Source organism: Kistimonas scapharcae (genome assembly GCF_039540975.1).
In the GTDB taxonomy this organism is placed as follows: domain Bacteria; phylum Pseudomonadota; class Gammaproteobacteria; order Pseudomonadales; family Endozoicomonadaceae; genus Kistimonas; species Kistimonas scapharcae.
Window position 1 is genome coordinate 38453 of the sequence record NZ_BAABFL010000474.1, and the last position, 18618, is coordinate 57070.

Annotated in this window: 29 protein-coding genes; all 29 read left to right on the forward strand. The window is 59.3% G+C overall.

The features are described from left to right. Nucleotides 1-175: 175 nt before the first annotated feature. The gene (locus ABD892_RS24540; protein WP_345198918.1) at nucleotides 176-1255 is read left to right on the forward strand and encodes a replication protein; all 1080 of its coding nucleotides are present in this window, start codon (nucleotides 176-178) and stop codon (nucleotides 1253-1255) included. Beyond that, nucleotides 1206-1886 (forward strand): replication protein P, encoded by a 681-nt coding sequence (locus tag ABD892_RS24545; protein WP_345198957.1) that lies wholly within the window; start codon nucleotides 1206-1208, stop codon nucleotides 1884-1886. The genes ABD892_RS24540 and ABD892_RS24545 overlap by 50 nt, the downstream gene beginning before the upstream one ends. Nucleotides 1887-1977: 91 nt before the next feature. Beyond that, nucleotides 1978-2454 (forward strand): hypothetical protein, encoded by a 477-nt coding sequence (locus ABD892_RS24550; protein ID WP_345198920.1) that lies wholly within the window; start codon nucleotides 1978-1980, stop codon nucleotides 2452-2454. 81 nt (nucleotides 2455-2535) lie between these two features. Further along, nucleotides 2536-2982 (forward strand): VRR-NUC domain-containing protein, encoded by a 447-nt coding sequence (locus ABD892_RS24555; RefSeq protein WP_345198921.1) that lies wholly within the window; start codon nucleotides 2536-2538, stop codon nucleotides 2980-2982. Beyond that, the gene (locus tag ABD892_RS24560) at nucleotides 2982-3305 is read left to right on the forward strand and encodes a hypothetical protein (protein ID WP_345198922.1); all 324 of its coding nucleotides are present in this window, start codon (nucleotides 2982-2984) and stop codon (nucleotides 3303-3305) included. Before ABD892_RS24555 ends, ABD892_RS24560 begins: the two co-directional genes overlap by 1 nt. Then, nucleotides 3302-3982: a hypothetical protein gene (locus tag ABD892_RS24565; protein ID WP_345198924.1), complete on the forward strand. Its 681-nt coding sequence runs from the start codon at nucleotides 3302-3304 to the stop codon at nucleotides 3980-3982. The genes ABD892_RS24560 and ABD892_RS24565 overlap by 4 nt, the downstream gene beginning before the upstream one ends. After that, nucleotides 3942-4169 (forward strand): hypothetical protein, encoded by a 228-nt coding sequence (locus ABD892_RS24570; RefSeq protein WP_345198925.1) that lies wholly within the window; start codon nucleotides 3942-3944, stop codon nucleotides 4167-4169. Before ABD892_RS24565 ends, ABD892_RS24570 begins: the two co-directional genes overlap by 41 nt. Nucleotides 4170-4179: 10 nt before the next feature. Beyond that, nucleotides 4180-4704, forward strand: coding sequence for a single-stranded DNA-binding protein (gene ssb / locus ABD892_RS24575; RefSeq protein ID WP_345198926.1), 525 nt, complete (start codon nucleotides 4180-4182; stop codon nucleotides 4702-4704). A 20-nt stretch (nucleotides 4705-4724) separates the two neighbouring features. Further along, the gene (locus ABD892_RS24580; protein ID WP_345198927.1) at nucleotides 4725-5003 is read left to right on the forward strand and encodes a hypothetical protein; all 279 of its coding nucleotides are present in this window, start codon (nucleotides 4725-4727) and stop codon (nucleotides 5001-5003) included. Then, complete coding sequence (locus tag ABD892_RS24585; RefSeq protein WP_345198929.1) at nucleotides 5003-5263, forward strand: hypothetical protein; 261 nt, start codon at nucleotides 5003-5005, stop codon at nucleotides 5261-5263. The genes ABD892_RS24580 and ABD892_RS24585 overlap by 1 nt, the downstream gene beginning before the upstream one ends. Nucleotides 5264-5446: 183 nt before the next feature. Then, nucleotides 5447-5803 (forward strand): D-Ala-D-Ala carboxypeptidase family metallohydrolase, encoded by a 357-nt coding sequence (locus ABD892_RS24590; protein ID WP_345198931.1) that lies wholly within the window; start codon nucleotides 5447-5449, stop codon nucleotides 5801-5803. Next, the gene (locus tag ABD892_RS24595; protein WP_345198932.1) at nucleotides 5803-6318 is read left to right on the forward strand and encodes a hypothetical protein; all 516 of its coding nucleotides are present in this window, start codon (nucleotides 5803-5805) and stop codon (nucleotides 6316-6318) included. The genes ABD892_RS24590 and ABD892_RS24595 overlap by 1 nt, the downstream gene beginning before the upstream one ends. Next, complete coding sequence (locus ABD892_RS24600) at nucleotides 6311-6607, forward strand: hypothetical protein (RefSeq protein ID WP_345198933.1); 297 nt, start codon at nucleotides 6311-6313, stop codon at nucleotides 6605-6607. Before ABD892_RS24595 ends, ABD892_RS24600 begins: the two co-directional genes overlap by 8 nt. 291 nt (nucleotides 6608-6898) lie before the next feature. After that, nucleotides 6899-7441, forward strand: coding sequence for a terminase small subunit (locus ABD892_RS24605; RefSeq protein WP_345198935.1), 543 nt, complete (start codon nucleotides 6899-6901; stop codon nucleotides 7439-7441). Continuing rightward, nucleotides 7374-9212: a phage terminase large subunit family protein gene (locus ABD892_RS24610; protein WP_345198936.1), complete on the forward strand. Its 1839-nt coding sequence runs from the start codon at nucleotides 7374-7376 to the stop codon at nucleotides 9210-9212. The genes ABD892_RS24605 and ABD892_RS24610 overlap by 68 nt, the downstream gene beginning before the upstream one ends. After that, nucleotides 9203-9451: a hypothetical protein gene (locus ABD892_RS24615; protein WP_345198938.1), complete on the forward strand. Its 249-nt coding sequence runs from the start codon at nucleotides 9203-9205 to the stop codon at nucleotides 9449-9451. The genes ABD892_RS24610 and ABD892_RS24615 overlap by 10 nt, the downstream gene beginning before the upstream one ends. Then, nucleotides 9451-10998 (forward strand): phage portal protein, encoded by a 1548-nt coding sequence (locus ABD892_RS24620; RefSeq protein WP_345198939.1) that lies wholly within the window; start codon nucleotides 9451-9453, stop codon nucleotides 10996-10998. Before ABD892_RS24615 ends, ABD892_RS24620 begins: the two co-directional genes overlap by 1 nt. Next, complete coding sequence (locus tag ABD892_RS24625) at nucleotides 10964-12769, forward strand: phage major capsid protein (protein WP_345198941.1); 1806 nt, start codon at nucleotides 10964-10966, stop codon at nucleotides 12767-12769. The genes ABD892_RS24620 and ABD892_RS24625 overlap by 35 nt, the downstream gene beginning before the upstream one ends. A gap of 58 nt (nucleotides 12770-12827) precedes the next feature. Further along, a complete protein-coding gene (locus ABD892_RS24630) occupies nucleotides 12828-13037 on the forward strand; it encodes a hypothetical protein (protein ID WP_345198942.1) in 210 nt (69 codons plus the stop codon). Next, nucleotides 13009-13425, forward strand: coding sequence for a head-tail joining protein (locus ABD892_RS24635; RefSeq protein WP_345198943.1), 417 nt, complete (start codon nucleotides 13009-13011; stop codon nucleotides 13423-13425). Before ABD892_RS24630 ends, ABD892_RS24635 begins: the two co-directional genes overlap by 29 nt. Beyond that, on the forward strand, nucleotides 13422-13982 hold the full coding sequence (locus ABD892_RS24640; protein ID WP_345198944.1) for a phage tail protein: 561 nt from the start codon (nucleotides 13422-13424) through the stop codon (nucleotides 13980-13982). The genes ABD892_RS24635 and ABD892_RS24640 overlap by 4 nt, the downstream gene beginning before the upstream one ends. Next, nucleotides 13966-14346 carry a hypothetical protein gene (locus tag ABD892_RS24645; protein WP_345198945.1) on the forward strand — a complete coding sequence of 127 codons (381 nt, stop codon included), beginning with the start codon at nucleotides 13966-13968 and terminating at the stop codon, nucleotides 14344-14346. The genes ABD892_RS24640 and ABD892_RS24645 overlap by 17 nt, the downstream gene beginning before the upstream one ends. 21 nt (nucleotides 14347-14367) lie before the next feature. Further along, nucleotides 14368-14799, forward strand: a complete 432-nt coding sequence (locus ABD892_RS24650) for a phage tail tube protein (protein WP_345198946.1) — start codon at nucleotides 14368-14370, stop codon at nucleotides 14797-14799. A 9-nt stretch (nucleotides 14800-14808) separates the two neighbouring features. Further along, nucleotides 14809-15159 (forward strand): hypothetical protein, encoded by a 351-nt coding sequence (locus tag ABD892_RS24655; RefSeq protein WP_345198948.1) that lies wholly within the window; start codon nucleotides 14809-14811, stop codon nucleotides 15157-15159. Between the two features lie 56 nt (nucleotides 15160-15215). Next, nucleotides 15216-15365 (forward strand): hypothetical protein, encoded by a 150-nt coding sequence (locus tag ABD892_RS24660; protein ID WP_345198949.1) that lies wholly within the window; start codon nucleotides 15216-15218, stop codon nucleotides 15363-15365. Between the two features lie 10 nt (nucleotides 15366-15375). Continuing rightward, complete coding sequence (locus ABD892_RS24665; RefSeq protein ID WP_345198950.1) at nucleotides 15376-17226, forward strand: phage tail tape measure C-terminal domain-containing protein; 1851 nt, start codon at nucleotides 15376-15378, stop codon at nucleotides 17224-17226. Nucleotides 17227-17252: 26 nt separating this feature from the next. Continuing rightward, a complete protein-coding gene (locus ABD892_RS24670; RefSeq protein ID WP_345198952.1) occupies nucleotides 17253-17573 on the forward strand; it encodes a hypothetical protein in 321 nt (106 codons plus the stop codon). Then, entirely contained in the window at nucleotides 17560-18015 is a 456-nt protein-coding gene (locus tag ABD892_RS24675; protein ID WP_345198953.1) for a hypothetical protein, read from the forward strand. Before ABD892_RS24670 ends, ABD892_RS24675 begins: the two co-directional genes overlap by 14 nt. A gap of 10 nt (nucleotides 18016-18025) precedes the next feature. After that, nucleotides 18026-18618: hypothetical protein (locus ABD892_RS24680; protein WP_345198954.1), on the forward strand; the 593-nt coding region annotated here is incomplete at its 3' end.

The window sequence follows — 18618 nt, forward strand, 5'->3', positions numbered from 1 at the left end:
GTCTGCAGATGCGGACAACAGGCAAGAAAGTGTTGAGAAAGACAGAAAGTGAAAAGCCCGGCGGGCGACCGGGCTTCTCGGGGGCATTGATGAGTGTTTTTGGGAACAGACTCTTCAATAGAGAAATCATTATGACGGATAACTGGACGTTTGGCCAGTACTGCGGGGGCAACTAATGGGCACGGTTCACCAGTTTCCGCCAATACCGGCGCAAACCGACACCGAGACCGGCGCAGGCCGGAAGAAGGCACGCATGGAGGACGGGTACACCGGCCTTGCGAATGAACTGATCGAGGAGCTGATGAAGGCGGAGTACCGTCTGTCTGGCCGTGAGTACTGCATCCTGCTGGCAGTGGTCCGCAAGACCTTCGGCTACAAGAAGTCAGCGGACTGGATCGCGCTGTCGCAGTTCACGGAACTGACCGGCATCGGCAAGACTCACGTTCACCTGGTCATCAAGGGGCTGGTGGCTCGCAACATGCTGATCCGTTCCACCAACGGCAATGACCAGAAGCTGGCGATCAATACCGTGATCGGCAACTGGCTGAAAGAGAACCCGCTGAAAGCCGAGCAAACCCGCAAGCGGAAAGGCCGGAAACAGCCTCAAAAAGTGGTGGAAAATACCGTTACCGGATTGTGTAAGGATATTACCGGATACGGTAATAAGAGTGATGTATCCGGTAATAAACACGCCGTATCCGGTAACCACAAAAGAAAAAGAAATAAACCAAATATTAATACTCTAGTCGACGACGCTGACGCTTCATCGACGCAGACGGTTGATAAAACCCCTGATCTGCCTGTTCAACAAAAACAAACCGCGAAGGCACCGGCAAAGCGTCAGGCCAGCTACCGGTTTGAGGATTGTGACCGCCGGTTTGCCCAGACCATGCTGGACGACATCAACCGCATCACCCCGATCACCGTGACCGCCAACCTCAACGCCTGGGCGAACGATATCCGCCTGCTGCGTGAGGCGCTGGTGAAGAACGGGCAGGACGCCCGCCTGATTGCCAAGGTCTGGCAGTTCGCCAACACCGACGCCTTCTGGCAGTCCAACGTCAAAAGCGCGAAGAAATTCCGTCAGCAGTTCAGCACCCTGTATCTGAGAGCCCAGTCCCGTCATCTGGAGAACCGTCATGAAAACCGCACAACAGGCGCTGGCCACAGTGGCGCAGCAGATCCACACACCCAGTTCTTCGGCAATGTCGGCCGCGAATCCTTCACAGACGAGGACTACGACACAGTTCTCTAGACAATCCGAAGCCCTGGCGACTGACCTTTTCAGGGTGTTCGAGCTGTATTGGCCACTGATGATGAGAAAGGCGTGGCCATCAGTTGATCTGCAGGGTGTGGCCAAGGGTGAGTACCAGCAACACTGGGCAGGGCTGACAACACGGCAGATCAGCGACGGCATCGAGAAGCTGAGAACGTCCGACCGGAAGTTCATGCCAAACCCAACCGAGTTTGTCCGTGACTTTTGCATGACCACGGCCCGTGACCTCGGCATCCCCAGTGTTCAGATGGCATGGCAGGAGGCTTGCGAGCACAGCCACGAGATCGAGCGCTGGCAGTGGAGTAACGGGATTGTTCCGAAGGTGGCGAGCCTGACCGGATGGCATCGGATCCGCACCGGCGAACGGTTGGACGACACCCGTGCAGCATTCGAGGAGCACTACACGACCACCGTCGAGCGGGTACTGAACGGAACCAATGTGGCGGACGAGCTGAAGCACCAGGCACTGCCCGATTACCAGAACATCCCGCAGGCCGAGAAGCAGGAACGCTATGCCGCCATGTTGCGCCAGAAGGAACTCAACGCAATGGGCATCCCGGACAAGATGAGACACGGCGATTTTATGTCACGCATGAGGGCCGCCCTGTGAGCCCTGAGCAGATAACCACAATCGTCAACGCCACTGCGGTACTGGTGGCCATGGCGGGAATGTTAATGGTGACCCTGGGAGCGAACGAGTGATGGACGGATATTTTCACAAGCCCGACGCACTGGAGCTGGCCCTGCAGAGCATCAATCCGGTGATCAAGGCGCAGCACCGCAAAGAGATAGAGCAGGACGTGGCGCGGTTTATTGCCAACGGCGGCAGCATCGACAAGCGGGACATCATGATTCGTCGAAAGGCGGGAACCTTCAACAACAAACCGGCTGTCAGCCTGGTGACCATTAACCGCTGGCGGGGCGTCCTGAACGACATGGACACCGCCGCCGAGCGCCAGTACCGCAAGATGCCAGGAAAATATTTACTCCAACGTGCAGAGGTAGCCGCACTCATGGGACGTTCACCCAGCAACCTGACCCGCATTCCCGGCCTGCCGGAAGCCAAACGACAGCCGACCGGCAAGTTCCTGTACCAGCTGCAGGAAGTGCTGTCCTTCATCGACATGGCAAAGCGCGAGGTGGCCCGACATGATCGGCGGCGTGCAGGACAGGCGTGAACAACGACGGGAGCGATGGGCGAGCCTGATGCTGGCCGCCTTCATCGTGCTGATGATCATCCAGGCAATGACCAGTATCTGATGACAGTGATCAAGACCAAACCGAGGCCAAAGACGGCCCGAAAGAAGCCGACCGAGTACGAAGACAACGAGCTGACCGCCTTCATGAACTGGATGCGCTGCCGGCACCCGACACGGTTCGTCTATCTGTTCCATCCGCCTAATGGCGGCCACCGGAACAAGGTCACCGGCGCCAAGCTCAAGCGCATGGGGGTGAAACGTGGTGTGCCGGACGTGTTCTACATGGAAGGCCGGGGCTGTTATTCCGGGCTGGTGGTGGAGTTCAAGGCCACACCGCCAAAGGATTCGGTAGTCAGCAAGGAACAGCGTGAATGGATCGACCGGTTGCGCGCCCAGCGATTCCGCGCCGTGGTCTGCAAAGGCTTTGAGGCCATCAAAAAGGAATTTGAGTGGTACCTGTCACTGCCTGACAACCGCACCATAGAAGAACGGGACAGGGTCTACTGATGCGAAACCGGAGCGATCCGGGGCAGGTGATCCCGTTGCAGCAATGCGTGGAGTGCCAGGGGGAAGGAGAGGTAAAACAAATCTTCTCCCGCTGGCTCTGCAATACCTGCAACGGGCTGGGCATGGTGGACAAGGCCACCGGCAAGGCGCTGGAGCCTGACACGGTGATCCGTCAGCTGCTGATACGCCTGCGCCATGCCAGAGAGCAGGGCAGGACACTGCAGCAGGAACTGGCGAAAGCACGGACATTCATCGAACAGTACAACGCTCTGCAGAAAGGCAGGGACAAACGGCATAACAGACCGGAGCTGAAACAACCATGAGAGCGGAGCAGGCGCTGGCAAAACTGAAGGTTAAGACCGTGAGGTTTGACACAGGCGTGGGTGGCATTGCCGACCTGACGCCGGAGGATATCGCCGCCGGGCTGGCGGGATGTGAGCCGGGGCCGTATTATTTAGGACTGTATAAATATTCAGGTGATCGCTCCGTACTGGATGTGCTGGAGCGGTACGTGTTCGCGGCCATCGGGAATCTCGCGCTCGAGAAAAAGGTGATCACCGAGGAACGGTTCAGGCTGATGGCCGTTTACCTGGAATGCTGGCACAAGGGTAAGGCCTCACCGCTCAACGACAAACAGCGCAATCTCTGTTCGACCCTGCACCAGTTGGCCCGTCTGCTGGTGGACGAGATCCACCGTGAAAACCGCTGCCGCACCTGCAAGGGGACCGGGCTCTACCAGTACCGTCCCTGTCGCGGCTGCAACGGCTCCGGCCGCAAGGAACACTCTGCCCGTGAGCAGGCAAAGTTCGTGAACCTGCACGTAGAGAGCTGGCTGGAGAAGTGGCAACCCTTTTACACCAAATGCCTGCCGCTGCTGTACGGCTGGGAGCAGATCGTTCTCGGCCACCTGCAGCGCAAACTCTATGACCGTAAAGAACAGGAGCTGGCAAACGCCCTCTATGGCCAACGTGAACAAACTGCCACTGGAACAAGTGGATGAAACCGAATTCCGGCAGAGGATGGAAAATGCGACAGGCGTCATGCGTGACGAGTCACAATCTCCGGCATTGATCACGTTCAAGACCGGTGACGGGACGGTGTTCGCAGAAATCCGCCGCCGTCATTCGGTCATCAGCAACCAATACGGTGAACCGGAATACTGGTTCATGGAATACGACTACAGCTAAGGGACAAAACATGGCGCGAGGCGTGAACAAGGTCATTCTGATCGGCAACCTGGGCGACGCTCCGGACGTGCGTTACACCCCCAACGGTAATGCAGTGGCAAACCTCAGTCTGGCAACCAGTGAAAGCTGGAAGGACAAGAACACCGGCCAGCCGGTGGAGCGCACGGAATGGCACAGGATTGTGCTGTTCGGCAAGGTGGCGGAGATCGCCGGGCAGTACCTGCACAAAGGGGCGAAGGTCTATATCGAGGGCAAGCTGCAAACCCGCAAATGGCAGGACCAGCAGGGACAGGATCGCTACACGACAGAGGTTGTAGTCGATATCAACGGCCAGATGCAGATGCTGTCAGGCCAGAATGATGGCGGGGCACAGAGCCGTGCGGATCAACAGGCCAGTGCCTACCAGCCGCAGGCCGGCCGATCCGACGGCGCGAAGCAGTACCAGCAGGCCAGCGGAAGCAGCCAGAAACAACCACCGGCTGCACAAGTTGCTGGTGGTTTTGATGATTCGTTTGATGATGACATTCCGTTCTGAAAATCGTAACAGGTGTGTGGATGATGAAGTGGAACAAGCCATCAGAAGTGTTGCCTGAGTTGATCCCCGTAGATTCTGATACCAAGTGTGCTATCAGCAAGCCCGTCCTGTGTGCCGTTTGGTGGGAAGAGTTTGAAGAGTGGCTTTATTGTGAAGGATCTTATCGGCGGGGAGGTCAAGGTGATGACTGCACACTTTATTGGGATTGCTATGAATCGGCGGGAGAACCCCCCGATCTATGGGCTGAAATAGAAGAACCATCGTTACCTGATAAACCAGAAACAGGAGAAGATGACTGATGGGTATATCGAGAAAAGAAGAAAAAACACTGTATGAACAACTGGATGCCTGCACAACAGCAGACGAGTGCATCGCACTGTACGAAAAACACAAGGATGAACTGGCGGCTGTCCATAAACAGATCAAGGAAAACGCTAAAGCAATCCGGAAGTTGATGGATGAAAAAGAACAGCTGATGAAAAAAACACCTGATTTCATCACTCCATTCAAGGAATCTGTTTATCGGCGAATCGGTGAAATCGTAATGGATGAGCCCTAAGTACTGCAAGACCATGCAGCAACGATATAACGTTGCAAAACCCGACAAAAAAACATACGCTAGAACCATGATGCAAAAAAACCCGCTTTCCTCCAGAGGCGGGTTTTTTTGTGTCCGGTTGCATTGCAGAACTACTTCTTGGGTATGTTTCGCCCGGTGTTCACACATCGGGCTTTTTCTTTTATGAATCACTTCACTCCAAAAGAATTCAGGTGCCGGTGTGGACGCTGCGGTCTTGGGTTTGAGTACATGGATGCTGGCCTTCTGGTGCATCTTGATCAGGCCAGGAAGATTGCAGGTGTTCCCTTCACCGTTACCAGTGCGGTTCGATGCGAAGCCCACAACACCAATGTTGGCGGTAGCCCAACCTCAAGCCATATCAAAGGCTATGCGGTGGATATTGCGGCGCGTGACGATCACCAGCGTGAACAGATTGTCCGTGGTCTGGTGAATGCTGGGTTTCGCAGAATCGGCATTGCCAAAACGTTCGTTCATGTTGATGTTGATCCCGACAAACGTTCAGCCATGTGGGTTTATTGATGGAACCGATTGCCCTGATTTCTGCCGCTTCATCCATCCTGAAGCTGACCGGCCTTGACCGTAAGATCGGGCAGCTGATCAATGGCGACAAAGGGGCAGCAGTTGCAGAGCATGTGGTCGACATCGCTGAAACCATCACAGGGGAAAGCGACCCGGGCAAGATATCCCAGCGGCTGGAGCAGCAGAACAGCCTGAAAGCGCAGCTGCGGCTGGCATTACTGCAGCAGCGCACGGAGCTGGAACGGCTCGCGGTCGAGGATCGTAACAGTGCCAGGGAGATGCAAAAGGCCGCACTGGCGCAGGGTGATACCCGATCCAAGCGGTTTATTTATAACTTTGCCTGGTTCTGGTCGGTGGTCGCCTCTGCATTTATTTTCATTGCCGTGATGTACCCGATTCCGGAAAGCAATCAGCGGTTTGCTGACACCGTGCTGGGTTTTGTGCTGGGTACGATCATCGCCACAATACTGCAGTTCTTTTATGGCTCAATGCTCAGACAAGACGGCGATGGATGATAAGCATCACCACAGCGTCGCAAAGTACGACCCGACCATCAACCTGGGATCAATCCTGCAGGCGTTGATATTCGTCATTGCCGTGGCCGGTGCCTATACCGCCACACAGGTGCAGATCAACAGCAACCGCAAGGACATCGAGTCCCTGAAGATTACTGACCAGCACGCCAAGGAAGAGCTGACCCGCTTCAAGGATCAGGTCAGGGAAGATATCCGAGACATGCGTTCCGAAGTGCAGGATGTGAACGCCAATGTCCTCAAGGTTTTAAGCAAGCTGCCTAACGAGTAACAGGCAGCCGTGGTCACCCTGCCGCCATGTCACCAGCAGGCAGGGCATGTGACAGCAACGCACGCGCATGTAGCCCCGGAGGCAGCATCAGTTCGGAGTGGCGACCCGTTAATGCAATCAGTCAGCCGAAGACAACACGTGCCCGGCAGCGGGGTGAATCGCTGCACCACTCCATCACTGGCCAGCCCTCGCGGGTCCTTCCCAGCCCGAAACCTTGTGGGTGGGCGGACTCGCGAGGTTTGGCTAGTCACAGGGCACTATAGGAACTTGCTTGCTGGGTCTAACGTACCAATGGGTAAAGTAGTTAATAAAAGGGAGCTCGCTGAAATAGTGGGAAAGAGTCAGCAAACGCTGACGACCTGGCAAAAAAACGGCATGCCCATTTCATCCGATGGGGCAAACGGGACAGCCAACCTGTACGACACCGAAGAGATTATCCAGTGGATGATCAGCCGCGAGATCGAGCGCCGGATCGCTGACCACGGTGGCGACATGGGTGACTGGTTTGATTACGAAAAGGAACGCGCACGGCTCACCCATCACCAGGCAAACATCGCGGGGCTGGATGAGGAAGTGAAGCGGGGCCGGTTGATTCCTGCGGACGTGGTCGAAAGTGCGTGGGTTGATTTCGTGGCGGCATTCCGCGCCAAGGTGCTGAGTATCCCCACGAAAGCGGCTCACCAGTTCATCACCCTGAGTGACCTGAACCAGATACAGGATTGCCTGAAGGAACACCTGTTCGAGGCATTGGCAGAACTGGCGGATTATGACCCCGAGCATTACGGTATCGAACCTGTTGCGCCATGCGGCGCAGATGGCAGCGCCGCCGCCTGACCTGACTGTTTCCGAATGGGCTGACGAAAACCGTCGTCTTTCCAGTGAGGCCAGCGCCGAACCCGGTCGATGGAAGACCAGCCGGGCACCGTACCAGAGAGACATCCTCGACGCCGTCAACGATCCATCCTGCGAGATGGTGGTGGTGATGTCGTCCGCCCAGGTGGGCAAGACCGAGCTACTGCTGAACACGATCGGTTATTTTGCCGATTACGATCCGGCACCGATCCTGCTGTTGCAACCGACACTGGAAATGGCGCAGGCCTTCAGCAAGGACCGGCTGGCACCGATGGTGCGGGATACACCGCCCTTGCGCGGCAAGATCAGTGACAGCAAGGCGCGGGACTCAGGCAACACCATCCTGCACAAGAGTTTTCCCGGTGGCCATATCACCATGGCCGGCGCCAACTCGCCGTCGTCGCTGGCGTCGCGCCCGATCCGGATCCTGCTGGCGGACGAAGTTGACCGATTTCCCGCTTCCGCCGGTACCGAAGGTGACCCGTTCAACCTGGCGAAGAAACGAACCACGACCTTCTGGAACAAGAAGATCCTGGCGGTTTCGACGCCGACGGTGAAGGGCGCGTCCCGCATCGAGGCGCTGTATGCCGATTCGACACAGGAACAGTATCAGTTGCCCTGTCCGGAATGCGGTCATTACCAACCGCTGACCTGGTCGCAGATTGACTTCGACACCGGCTGCCATGCCTGCAACCGGTGCGGCGCATTGTCAGAGCAGCATCAATGGCTGGCAGGTGTCGGGCTCTGGATCGCACAGGCTGAACACAACACCTGTCGTGGTTTCCACCTGAACGAACTGGTCTCACCGTGGCGACGGTGGGAACAGGTGATTGCCGACTTCAAAGAGGCGAAGAAGACGCCGGACACCCTGAAAGTCTGGGTGAACACGTCCCTCGGTGAAACGTGGGAAGAAGAGGGCGACGGGGTTGAACACCACGTCCTCTACCAGCGTCGTGAACATTACCGCCACGATGTCCCCGAGGGTGCCGTGGTGCTGACCTGCGCGGTGGACGTGCAGGACGACCGCTTCGAGATTGAGGTGGAAGGCTGGGGCGAAGGGGAAGAGAACTGGCGCATTGAACTGCGCATCCTCCGTGGTGACCCGTCCCGTCCCGAGATCTGGCAGCAGCTGTCGGATTTTCTCGGTACCACCTACGAACACGCCAGCGGCGCACGGCTGAACATCGCCTGTACCGTCATCGACTCCGGCGGTCACTTCACCCAGGAGGTGTACAAATTCGTCCGGCCCCGTGAGGGCAGGCGGGTGTACGCCATCAAGGGCAAGGGTGGCGCGGGGATGCCGATCGTGGGCAGACCCAGCCGGTCGAACCTTGGCAAGGTGCAGCTGTTCACCGTAGGCACCGACACAGCGAAAGAGATCGTTCTGGCTCGCCTGAAAGTGTGCGAGCCCGGCGCGGGGTATGTGCACTTTCCGATCCGCGACGGCTTTGACGAAGAGTATTTCATGCAGCTCACCGCCGAGCAGTGCGTGACCTCATTCGTCCAGGGGCGACCGGTACGCAAGTGGAAAAAGCTCCGGGCGCGTAACGAAGCCTTTGACCTTGCGGTCTACAACACCGCCGCATTGTACATCCTGAACCCGAACTTTACGGCGCTGGCCAAACGACTGCAGCCGCAGGAAGACACGGAACCAGCCCCTGAACCGACCGTTTCCCAACAGATCAATGCCGAGCGGAAGAGGGCCAGAAGCCCCCGCCGACGCTCCGGAGGCTTTGCCAACTCATGGCGCTGAGTGAAAGACAGACAAAACGCAAGGCGTGGCTGGAGCAGATCCTTAACGCCATAGATGCCCGTATTGCCGGTGACATCGCCAGTGGTGGCAGCAACATGACCATCAACGGCCGAAGCCTGCAGCGTTACAGCCTGGAAGAGCTGGACGCCCTGCGCAAGCGTTACGACAACGAGCTGGAAGGACTGGAAGCGAAAGAAGCCGGGCGAGCCAAATACCAACCGATCCGGGTGCGTTTCTGATGTGGCCATTCCGTAAGAAAAAGCCAGAGCCGGTCCGGTCGGACGTTGTTGCCGACCGTCGTCCGTTGCTGCCAAGAAACAGCGGTAACGGCAAGATGCTGGCGCGCAACTTTAATGCGTCGCTGGAAGACCGGCTCAACGGTGGCTGGACGAGCACCAGCCAGACACCAGACAACCTGATTTTCCATAACCTGAAAATCCTGCGTGCCCGTGCACGGGAGCAGCGCTACAACAACGACTACGCCCGTAAGTTTATCGGCATGGTGAAGACCAATGTCATCGGTGCGGAAGGGGTGGTGCTGCAGAGCAAGGTGGTGGACGACAAGGGCCAGCCGGATACGCTGGTGCGCGGTGCGATCGAATCCGCCTGGAAGGAATGGCAGAAGCAGTGTGACTTTAAGGGTCGGCTGCACTGGATTGATTTTCAAAACGTTTTGATGTCCACCATTGCCGGTGACGGTGAGGTGTTGATCCGTAAGCACCGGGGCGGAAAGTTCGCTTACCGGCTGGAACTGATTGATCCGGAATTGCTGGATGTTGCCTACGTGGGTGAATACAAGGGCAACCGGATCATACACGCCATCGAGATCGACGACAGCGGACGTCCGGTGGCGTACCACCTGCAACAACCGGGCAAGACCAGCCAGACCTATCTGAATTACTACAACCAGAAGCATTACACCCGGGTACCGGCAGATCAGATTATCCATGCCTATCTGACCGACTTCGTCGACCAGAAGCGCGGTATCCCGTGGATTTCCACCGGCCTGCAGCGGTTGAAGATGTTGGGCGCTTATGAGGATGCGGCACTGGTGGCGGCACGGATCGGCGCCAGCCAGATGGGATTCTTCAAGTCACAGACCGGTGACCAGTACGAAGGTGACGAAGAGACCGACGACGGTTTCGAGATGGAAGCCGAGCCCGGCATGTTCCGGAACATCGGTGGGCTGGAGTTCCAGCAGTTTGATCCGAAGTATCCCACCGGCGAGTTCGGCAACTTCATGAAGCAATGCCTGCGCGGCATCAGCTCCGGACTCGGTGTGGATTACAACACATTCGCCAACGACATGAGCGACGTGAACTATTCCTCCGCCCGTGTCGGGATGCTGGAAACCCGCGAGGTCTGGATAAGTCTGCAGGGCTGGCTGATCCGCAACGTGATCCGCCTGATCTTCGATGAATGGCTGGAACTGCAATACGACCTCGGCACCATCACCATCCCACGGCGTAACAAGCCACCGATGCCCATTAACCGGGGGATCGATTACTACCGGCAGTCCGTGTTCCAGGGCAGGCGGTGGAAGTGGGTGGATCCGGCCAAGGAGCTCACCGCCCATGAGAAAGCGGTGGCGCTTCGGATCACGACCCGCAGCCAGATCATCCGCGAGCAGGGCGGCGATCCGGACGAAGTGTTTGCCGAGATTGCCGAGGAAGAAAAACGCCTTGAGGCCATGGGCATCCTGACCCCTGCACAGACTAACGAACCCGAACCCCCTCCACAGGAGCAAGACGATGACAACCCGCAAGATTCAGGCGGGACCGCTTGAGCGGTCGATTACGCTCCAGCGTGAGGCCATCAACGAAGACGCCCGCACCATCGAGGTTGCGTTCTCTTCGGAAGAGCCTGTTGAGCGCTGGTTTGGCAGAGAAATCCTTGACCATTCCCCGACATCCATCCGGCTGGGCAGGCTGGAAAATGGCGGGGCGGTCCTGGTAGGACACGACCACCGTGAACACGTCGGCGTGGTCGAGTCAGTAACCATCGACGGTGACCGCCGGGGGCGGGCCACGGTGCGCTTTGGTAACAGTGCACTGGCTGTCGAGAAATTCAACGACGTGAAAGACGGCATCCTCAGACACATCAGCGTCGGGTATCGCATCCATGAACTCACCCTGGAACGCACCGGGGACGATGGCGACGACTACCGGGCGACGGACTGGGAGCCGTTTGAAATCTCATTTGTAGCAGTACCGGCCGACCCCACCGTGGGCGTGGCCCGATCCGTTGACGGTGAACAGAACACCATCACGGTGAACGAGCCTGATCCGGAGCCGGAACCCGAACAGCAACCTTCAAAGGAAGAACGCACCATGCCTACCGAAACCACACCCCCGGCGGTCCAGACGAACAAAGACGAACTGCTGGCCGGTGAACGCGCCCGTATTACCGGGATCAACACCCTCGGCCGTAAGTACGACCTGACCGACGCTGCCGAAAAGGCCATTAACGACGGCACCAGCCTGGATGCATTCCGTGGCATCGTGCTGGACCAGCTCAACAGCGAGCAGCGCAGCGAGGCAAAGCCGGTCACCAGCATCGACATGAGCCGTCAGGAAGTCCAGAACTACAGCCTGATGAAAGCCCTGCGTGCCTGCCAGTCCGGCGACTGGAGAGGGGCGGAGCTGGAACTGGAAGCCTCCCTCGCCGTGGCGGACAAGCTGGGCAAAGACGCCCGTGGTTTCTATATCCCCTACGATGTGCAGCAGCGGGACATGACCACCGGCGGCGCGAACACCGGTGCCGAACTGGTGGGCACAGACCACCTGGCCGGCAGCTTCATCGATGCCCTGCGCGGCCAGACCCTGCTGATGCAGCTGGGCGCGGATGTTCTCCCCGGTCTGGTGGGTAACGTGGATATCCCCGCCACTGACGGTGACGGCACCTTCTACTGGATCAACGAAGGCGAAGACGGCACCGACAGCACCATCCCGACCCGTACCGTGGAACTCAGCCCGAAGACCGTGGCCGGTGCGGTACCTGTCACCCGTCGCCTGTTGCTGCAGTCCGCGCCATCGGTTGAAGCCATGTTGATGCGCCAGTTGCAGCTGGGCGCGGCCATGGCTATCGACAACGCCGGTTTTGTCGGCGCTGCCAAGGGTCCGACCGGCATCCTGAAGAGCACCGGTATTTCCACAGTGACACTCACCTCTCCAGGCAAGCCAACTTGGGCGGAGCTGGTGCAGTTCGAGACCGAAGCGGCCACCGATGATGCCCTGGTGGGTAGCCTCGCGTATGTCGGCCATTCCAACGTGATCGGCCACTGCAAGAGCAAGCCCCGTGACGCCGGTTCCGGCCTGATGCTCATGGAGAACAACATGGTCAACGGTTACAACGCCTACCGCAAGAACGGTCTGGCGGCCACTGACCTGATGTTCGGCAACTTCGCCGACGTCGCCATCGGCATGTGGGGTGTGCTGGATGTCATGCCCGACAAGGCCACCAAGGCGGCCAGCGGCGGTCTGGTGATGCGTGTCTTCCAGGACGTCGACATCGTCATCAAGCGTCCGCAGTCGTTCGTCAAGGCGGTCAGCGCCTAAGCGACTGACAGGCTTCGGGGCTTCGGCCCCGGTCCATTCACTCACCGGACAGACGACCATGACAGACAAAGTGAAGGTAAAGATCATGCGTGACACCGTTGCCAATGGTGAATTCCAGAAGAAAGGCAAGGAAGTGGAACTATCCCGCCGTGACGCCCACACCCTGACCACCATCGGCCGAGCCACCTACACCGATCGCATGGTAGAACCCGAGTCGGATCAGACCATGGACAGCAAGAATGCCGCGACCAGTCGGGGCAAGAAGTAGCCCGATGGGTTTCATGCAACAGGTCGCCGCCATGGACGCCAGCCTGGTGCTGGCGTTTGGTGAGCCGGTGACCTATTACCCGGTCGGCCCCGCAGGATCAAAACCGACACACGCCATCATTGACCATGACATCCAGTTCTACACCGAATACACGGATATCATCAGTGGTGGCGTGGTGATCACCCTGCTGTCGGCTGACGTGCCGGATCCGAAACACGATGACCGGATACGGGACGCAACCGGCAAATTCTGGAAAGTCCTGCGTAAGCTGGAAAGTGACGGCAGCATCGTCACGGTCAACGCCGCCGTAGATTACACCGGGTTCACCGATGACAGTTATGCGCCGCTGCACCATGTGGTGAACGTCGACATGCCGGAGCAGCTATGAGTCAGCCAGCGCTGAACCGTGATGTGCGGAAGCTGGCGCGAAAGCTCAGTGACATCAGCAAGCGTGCGGTCACGAAATCCGACTATGCCGCACTCCGCAAGACTGCCGGACAGATCAAGACCCGTGTGGTGAAGGATGTGGCAGGTGAGGCGAAGATTCCCCAGAAGCACATCCGCAAGCGGATTTACACCAAGGTGAAAATTTCCCGTGACCAGCGGATCGGCAGGATCACGGGATACCGGCGCAATATTCCGGCTATAAGCCTGGGAACGGTCAGCACGGCCAGAACCCGAAAGGGGCAGGTGCGCGGCATCAAGGCTGGCGGCAGGACGTATCCGGACGCCTTCGTCAACAAGATCCGCAAGACCGGACAGTGGCAGATCATGCGGCGCAAGGGGGCCAAGCGGTATCCGGTCGAGGTGATCGTGGTCAAGATAGCCCCCTTCGTGGATCGGTACCTGCCCAGACGTGCCGCCGAGATCATGCGCCAGAAATACCCCGCACTACTGGAACACGAGCTGAAATACAGGTTGCAGAAATATGCCGACAAGTCGTAAGCAGATCCGGCAGGCCGTGAAGGTGCTGACCGAAGCGGTGACCGCCGCGCCGGTCTACTGCCGCCGGATGGTGGACGCCACCGGGCTGGACCAGTTCGTCACGATCTATCTCGCCTCCGGTGATATCTCCGAGAACGGACTGAGCCAGTTTACCGTGGCCACGCTGTCCGTCTGCATTTACGGCAACATCTACTCCGATGACGACGACCTGGACGCCATGGCGGAAGATATCCAGCAGCAACTCGCCGGCGACCCGACACTGGGCGGACTGGTGCGCGGCTTGAGACTGGCAGGCTTTGAATACCCGAACGACGATGAACAGCAGTTCGCCCAGCTGGTGCTGAATTACACCGTCCACTACTGACCACAACCACAGGAACCTCCCATGGCAGCATCAACCACCGCCCGACTGGGCGCAGGGACTGTCTTGTCCTTTGAAGACCCGGCCAACAGCGGCACCTTCATTGAACTGGCCAACGCCACCGCCATCGGCGCGACAGGCGAGCAGGGCGAGTTCGTGGAAACCACGCCGATCTCCGCCACCACCCGCACCTACATCGGCGGAATGAAAACCCCGCCGGACAAGGAGATCACCCTGAACGATGTCCCCGGCGACACCGACCAGGAGAAGTTCCTGACCGCTGCACGCAATGGCGAGACCGTCAGCATGAAGGTGACATTCTCCACGGGACGAACCGGCAGTTTTTCGCTGGTGCTGTCCGGGTACCAGGTCAACGAACCCACCAACAACGAGGCCGTGACTGTGACCGTGTTCGGCAAACAGTCAGGGGATACCACCTGGACCGTGTCAGCGTAAGGAACGGACATGCCCGACAAGAGCAATAACACGCCACTGAGCTTTGCCGACCTGATCGGTCGACCCACCCCGTTCAAGGCATGGACGGGTTTTCTGCCGGACGGGCGACCCTACCGGCTGCATGACCTGCCCGCCGCCGTCATGGATGATGTTCACCAGGCAGCCGCCAACGGCAAGGCGGGTCCGCGATTCTGCGCCAGGATCGGCGCATGGGCGATGCTGGGTGAGGAACCCACCGAGGAACAGGTGGAAAGCCTGCTGCGGACCCAGGGCACCGATACCATTCTGCACATCTACAAGGATGCGCTCACCCGCGCCGGACTGCACGAGGAGGCAGTCGACGAGGCAAAAAAAGACTGACCGCCGCCCCGCACCGGCGCGTCCTGTTCCGTATTGCGCGGGATCTCGGGCGAACGGTGACGGAGCTGGAACATTCCCTGACCACCTCGGAATACACCGAATGGCTGGCGTTCTATGCGCTGGAATCCGGTGCCGGAGACGACACCCAAACCCCTGCGGACACCGCCGACCACGATTACGCCATGATGCGGCGTGTGCTGAATTAAGCGAAAGCCTATGACCACCATTGCCAAACTGACGGTTGACCTGATCGCCGAGTCCTCCAGTTTCCGCAAGGAGCTGGACAAGGCGACAGCAACCACAAAAAACTGGTCGGAGAAGGTCAGCGCCAGCGTTGGCACGGCGGCGACCGCCATTGCCGGACTGGGCGTAACGGCTGCCACGGGACTGGCGGCGCTGTACACCGTCACCGCCCAGGGCATTGACCAGCAGACCAAGTTCGCCGACCGTATCGGCATTACCACCGAGGCGCTGGCAGGTCTGCAGCATGCCGGGGAACTGACCGGCGTCAGTGCCGACCGCATGCAGGATTCCCTGCAGGGCATGGTGGAGCGTATCTCCGAGGCGAAGGAAGGCACCGGCGAGGCGGCGGAAGCACTGGAGCGGCTTGGTCTGTCGGCACAGGCGCTGAACCAGCTGGCGCCGGAAGAACAGTTCATGGTGATCGCCGACGCCATGCAGCAACTGGAGAACCGTTCCGACCAGGTGCGCACGGCCATCCAGCTGTTTGAGGGCGAAGGGGCGGCGCTGCTGAACACGCTGGATGCCGGTTCCGAAGGCATTGCTGCCATGATGCGCGAGGCGGAACTGCTGGGCGTGGCGCTGGATCGTGTCGATGCGGCGCAGGTGGAACAGGCCAATGACGCCTTTTACCGGGCAGGTCTTGCCAGCCAGGGCTTTGCGCGGCAGCTGACCGCCGAGCTGGCCCCGATCGTCGAGGGGGTTTCCAACGAATTCCTGAAAGCCACCATCAATGCCGGCGGCATGGGCGAGGTGGCGACAAAAGCGGCGGACGCCATCGTCACCGGTCTGGACGTGGTTTACACCGGCCTGCTGTCGCTCCAGAACGGCTGGAACGTGGTGAAGCTTGGGGCGATCTCGGCGGCGCGGTTTGGTGTCGAGGCGCTGTACGCACTGGAATACAACATCAAGGCTTTCCTGAACAGTCTGCCCGGCGTCGAAATGGAGATGTCGGAAAGCCTGTCCCGTGCCGTGGTGAAGTTGCGTGACGAGTCGAAGGAAGCGCTGGACGATGTCATCACCACCTCGAACAAACTCGCCACGCAGATGGTGGCGGTATTCGACGGCGGTGGCGCGGTCAAGCAGATCACCGACCAGTGGAAGGCGACCAGCCAGGCCACGGCCAAGGCGACCGCAGAAACCAAAACTTACGGTAACACCCTGCAGGAACTGGGGGTGATTGCCGTTGAGGCCGGAGAAACCAGCAAGAGCGGTACCAAAACGGCGGAATCGGCCTGGAACAACTACCTCACACGCATCGGCAACACCAGCGCCAACCTGGAACAGGCGGCCACGGGATGGACCACCAGTTTCGGGGATGCGCTGGCGGACATGGTGACCAAGGGAGAAATGGATTTCGCCCGGCTGGCGGACAGCATCATCAATGACCTGCTGCGGATTGCGATCCAGTCGCAGATCGTGGCGCCCATCGCCAACTCGCTGGGGCTGTTCGGGAACGGTACCGGCGGCACAGGCGGTACTGGCGGCGCGGCCGTGGCCGGCACCCGTGCGGCAGGTGGCCCCGTGAATGCGGGGTCGACCTACCTTGTGGGCGAGCGCGGCCCCGAACTGTTCACCGCCGGTACCGCCGGACGGGTCACGGCATCGGACAAACTTGGAGGCAATGTGATCGTCAACGTCTACAACAGCAATGCTTCGGAGTACGACGTCAGTACCCGCAGCAGCACCAGCGCCGACGGCATGAAGCAGCTGGATATCTACATCGAGCAGAAGATCCGCAGCACCGTGAACGGTGACATTGCCCGGGGGCAAGGTGTCTCAACGGCCATCCAGCAACAGTTCGGACTGACCAGAAAAGGCTACTGATGGTACAGGCACACTGGCCGGGAGGCATGCCCGACCCCAAACTGGGCAGCGCGTTCGAGACCGCCGAGGGCCGCATCCAGAGCGATGGCGCGGTGGCGCTGCAGGAACGGATCATCGACCCCAACCACCGGCAGACGGTACAGGTGAACTGGCTGTTCACGGAACCGCAGTGGCAGGTGTTTGTCAGCTGGCACCGCTGGCGGCTTGACGACGGCGCAGGCTGGTTCAGTGTTGGCTGGGATGGCCGTGAAGGGTTGGCCCGATTCATCGGAAACTACAGCTGCAGCATGGATGGCGCGAACCGTGCTGTGACGGCCACGGTAGAGATCGATTATGCAGTTTCCTGAGATCGGCGACCCGTGCCGGAGCAACTTCAGCGAAGCCCCCCAAGGGGAACACAAGCGGATCGGTTTCGACGCCGGTTCTCGTGTCCGCCGGCGGGTGCGTGACCGACGCCAGAGTTACACCGCCTGCTGGAAAGTGGACGGCACCGGGCGCACGACGCTGGAGCAGTTCCACCGCACCGCCAGCGGTCGCTATTTTTCCATAAATCTTCCGGGGCCGGAGGGACTGGTGGCGCACAATGCCCGCTTTGCCAGCGGCCTGACCATCACCCCCGCCAATGCAGGCCGCTACGAAATCACCGCGACACTGCACATGGTTGACCCGGTCATCCTGCCGGACGACCAGCTGGACGGGGCGATCCTCGCCCTGATGGGCATCACCGCCGGCGGGTTCGATGAACCCCTGCACACCTTTGTGAATACCGAATGGCCACAACTGATTTAGGACTCCGAGCATGAGCGTAGACCAGGACATCAAGAATTCATCCGAACAGCTGAAGGCCGATGTCAGCCTGACCCACCAGATCGTGCACGGTGACGCCAACACGGAAGTGATGACCGAGGGCGGGCCGGTGCCGAGCTGGGCCAAGGTCGCAAAAGACGGCGAGGCCGAGATTGTCGCGCAGTTCGAGCCGACGGTCGGCACCATCAACGAGCACGCCGCACTGGTGAGCAGTGAGGCCGACCGCTCAAAGGCAGAGGCCGACCGGTCAGGCTCCTACGTGCAGGGCGTAGCCGATGAGGGCGCGGCGCAGTTGCAGGCCATTGCCAGCAAAGGTGCTGAGCAGGTTCAGGCCGTTGATGATGCAGGCAACGCGCAGCTACAGGCGGTCAACACGGCAGGCGCTGACCGCATCGCCGAGATCGAGACGGCAGGCCAGAGTGCAGAGGCAGCAGCCGACAGGGCGCAGGGCATCGCGGACACATTCGGCGACGTAGACAGCGCAGTCACGCAGGCGCGCACCGAGGCCGACCGCTCCACCGCCGAGGCGAGCAAGGCGGCACAGAATAACCAGTCATCTGCCAATCATGCCGACCGGTCCGAAGC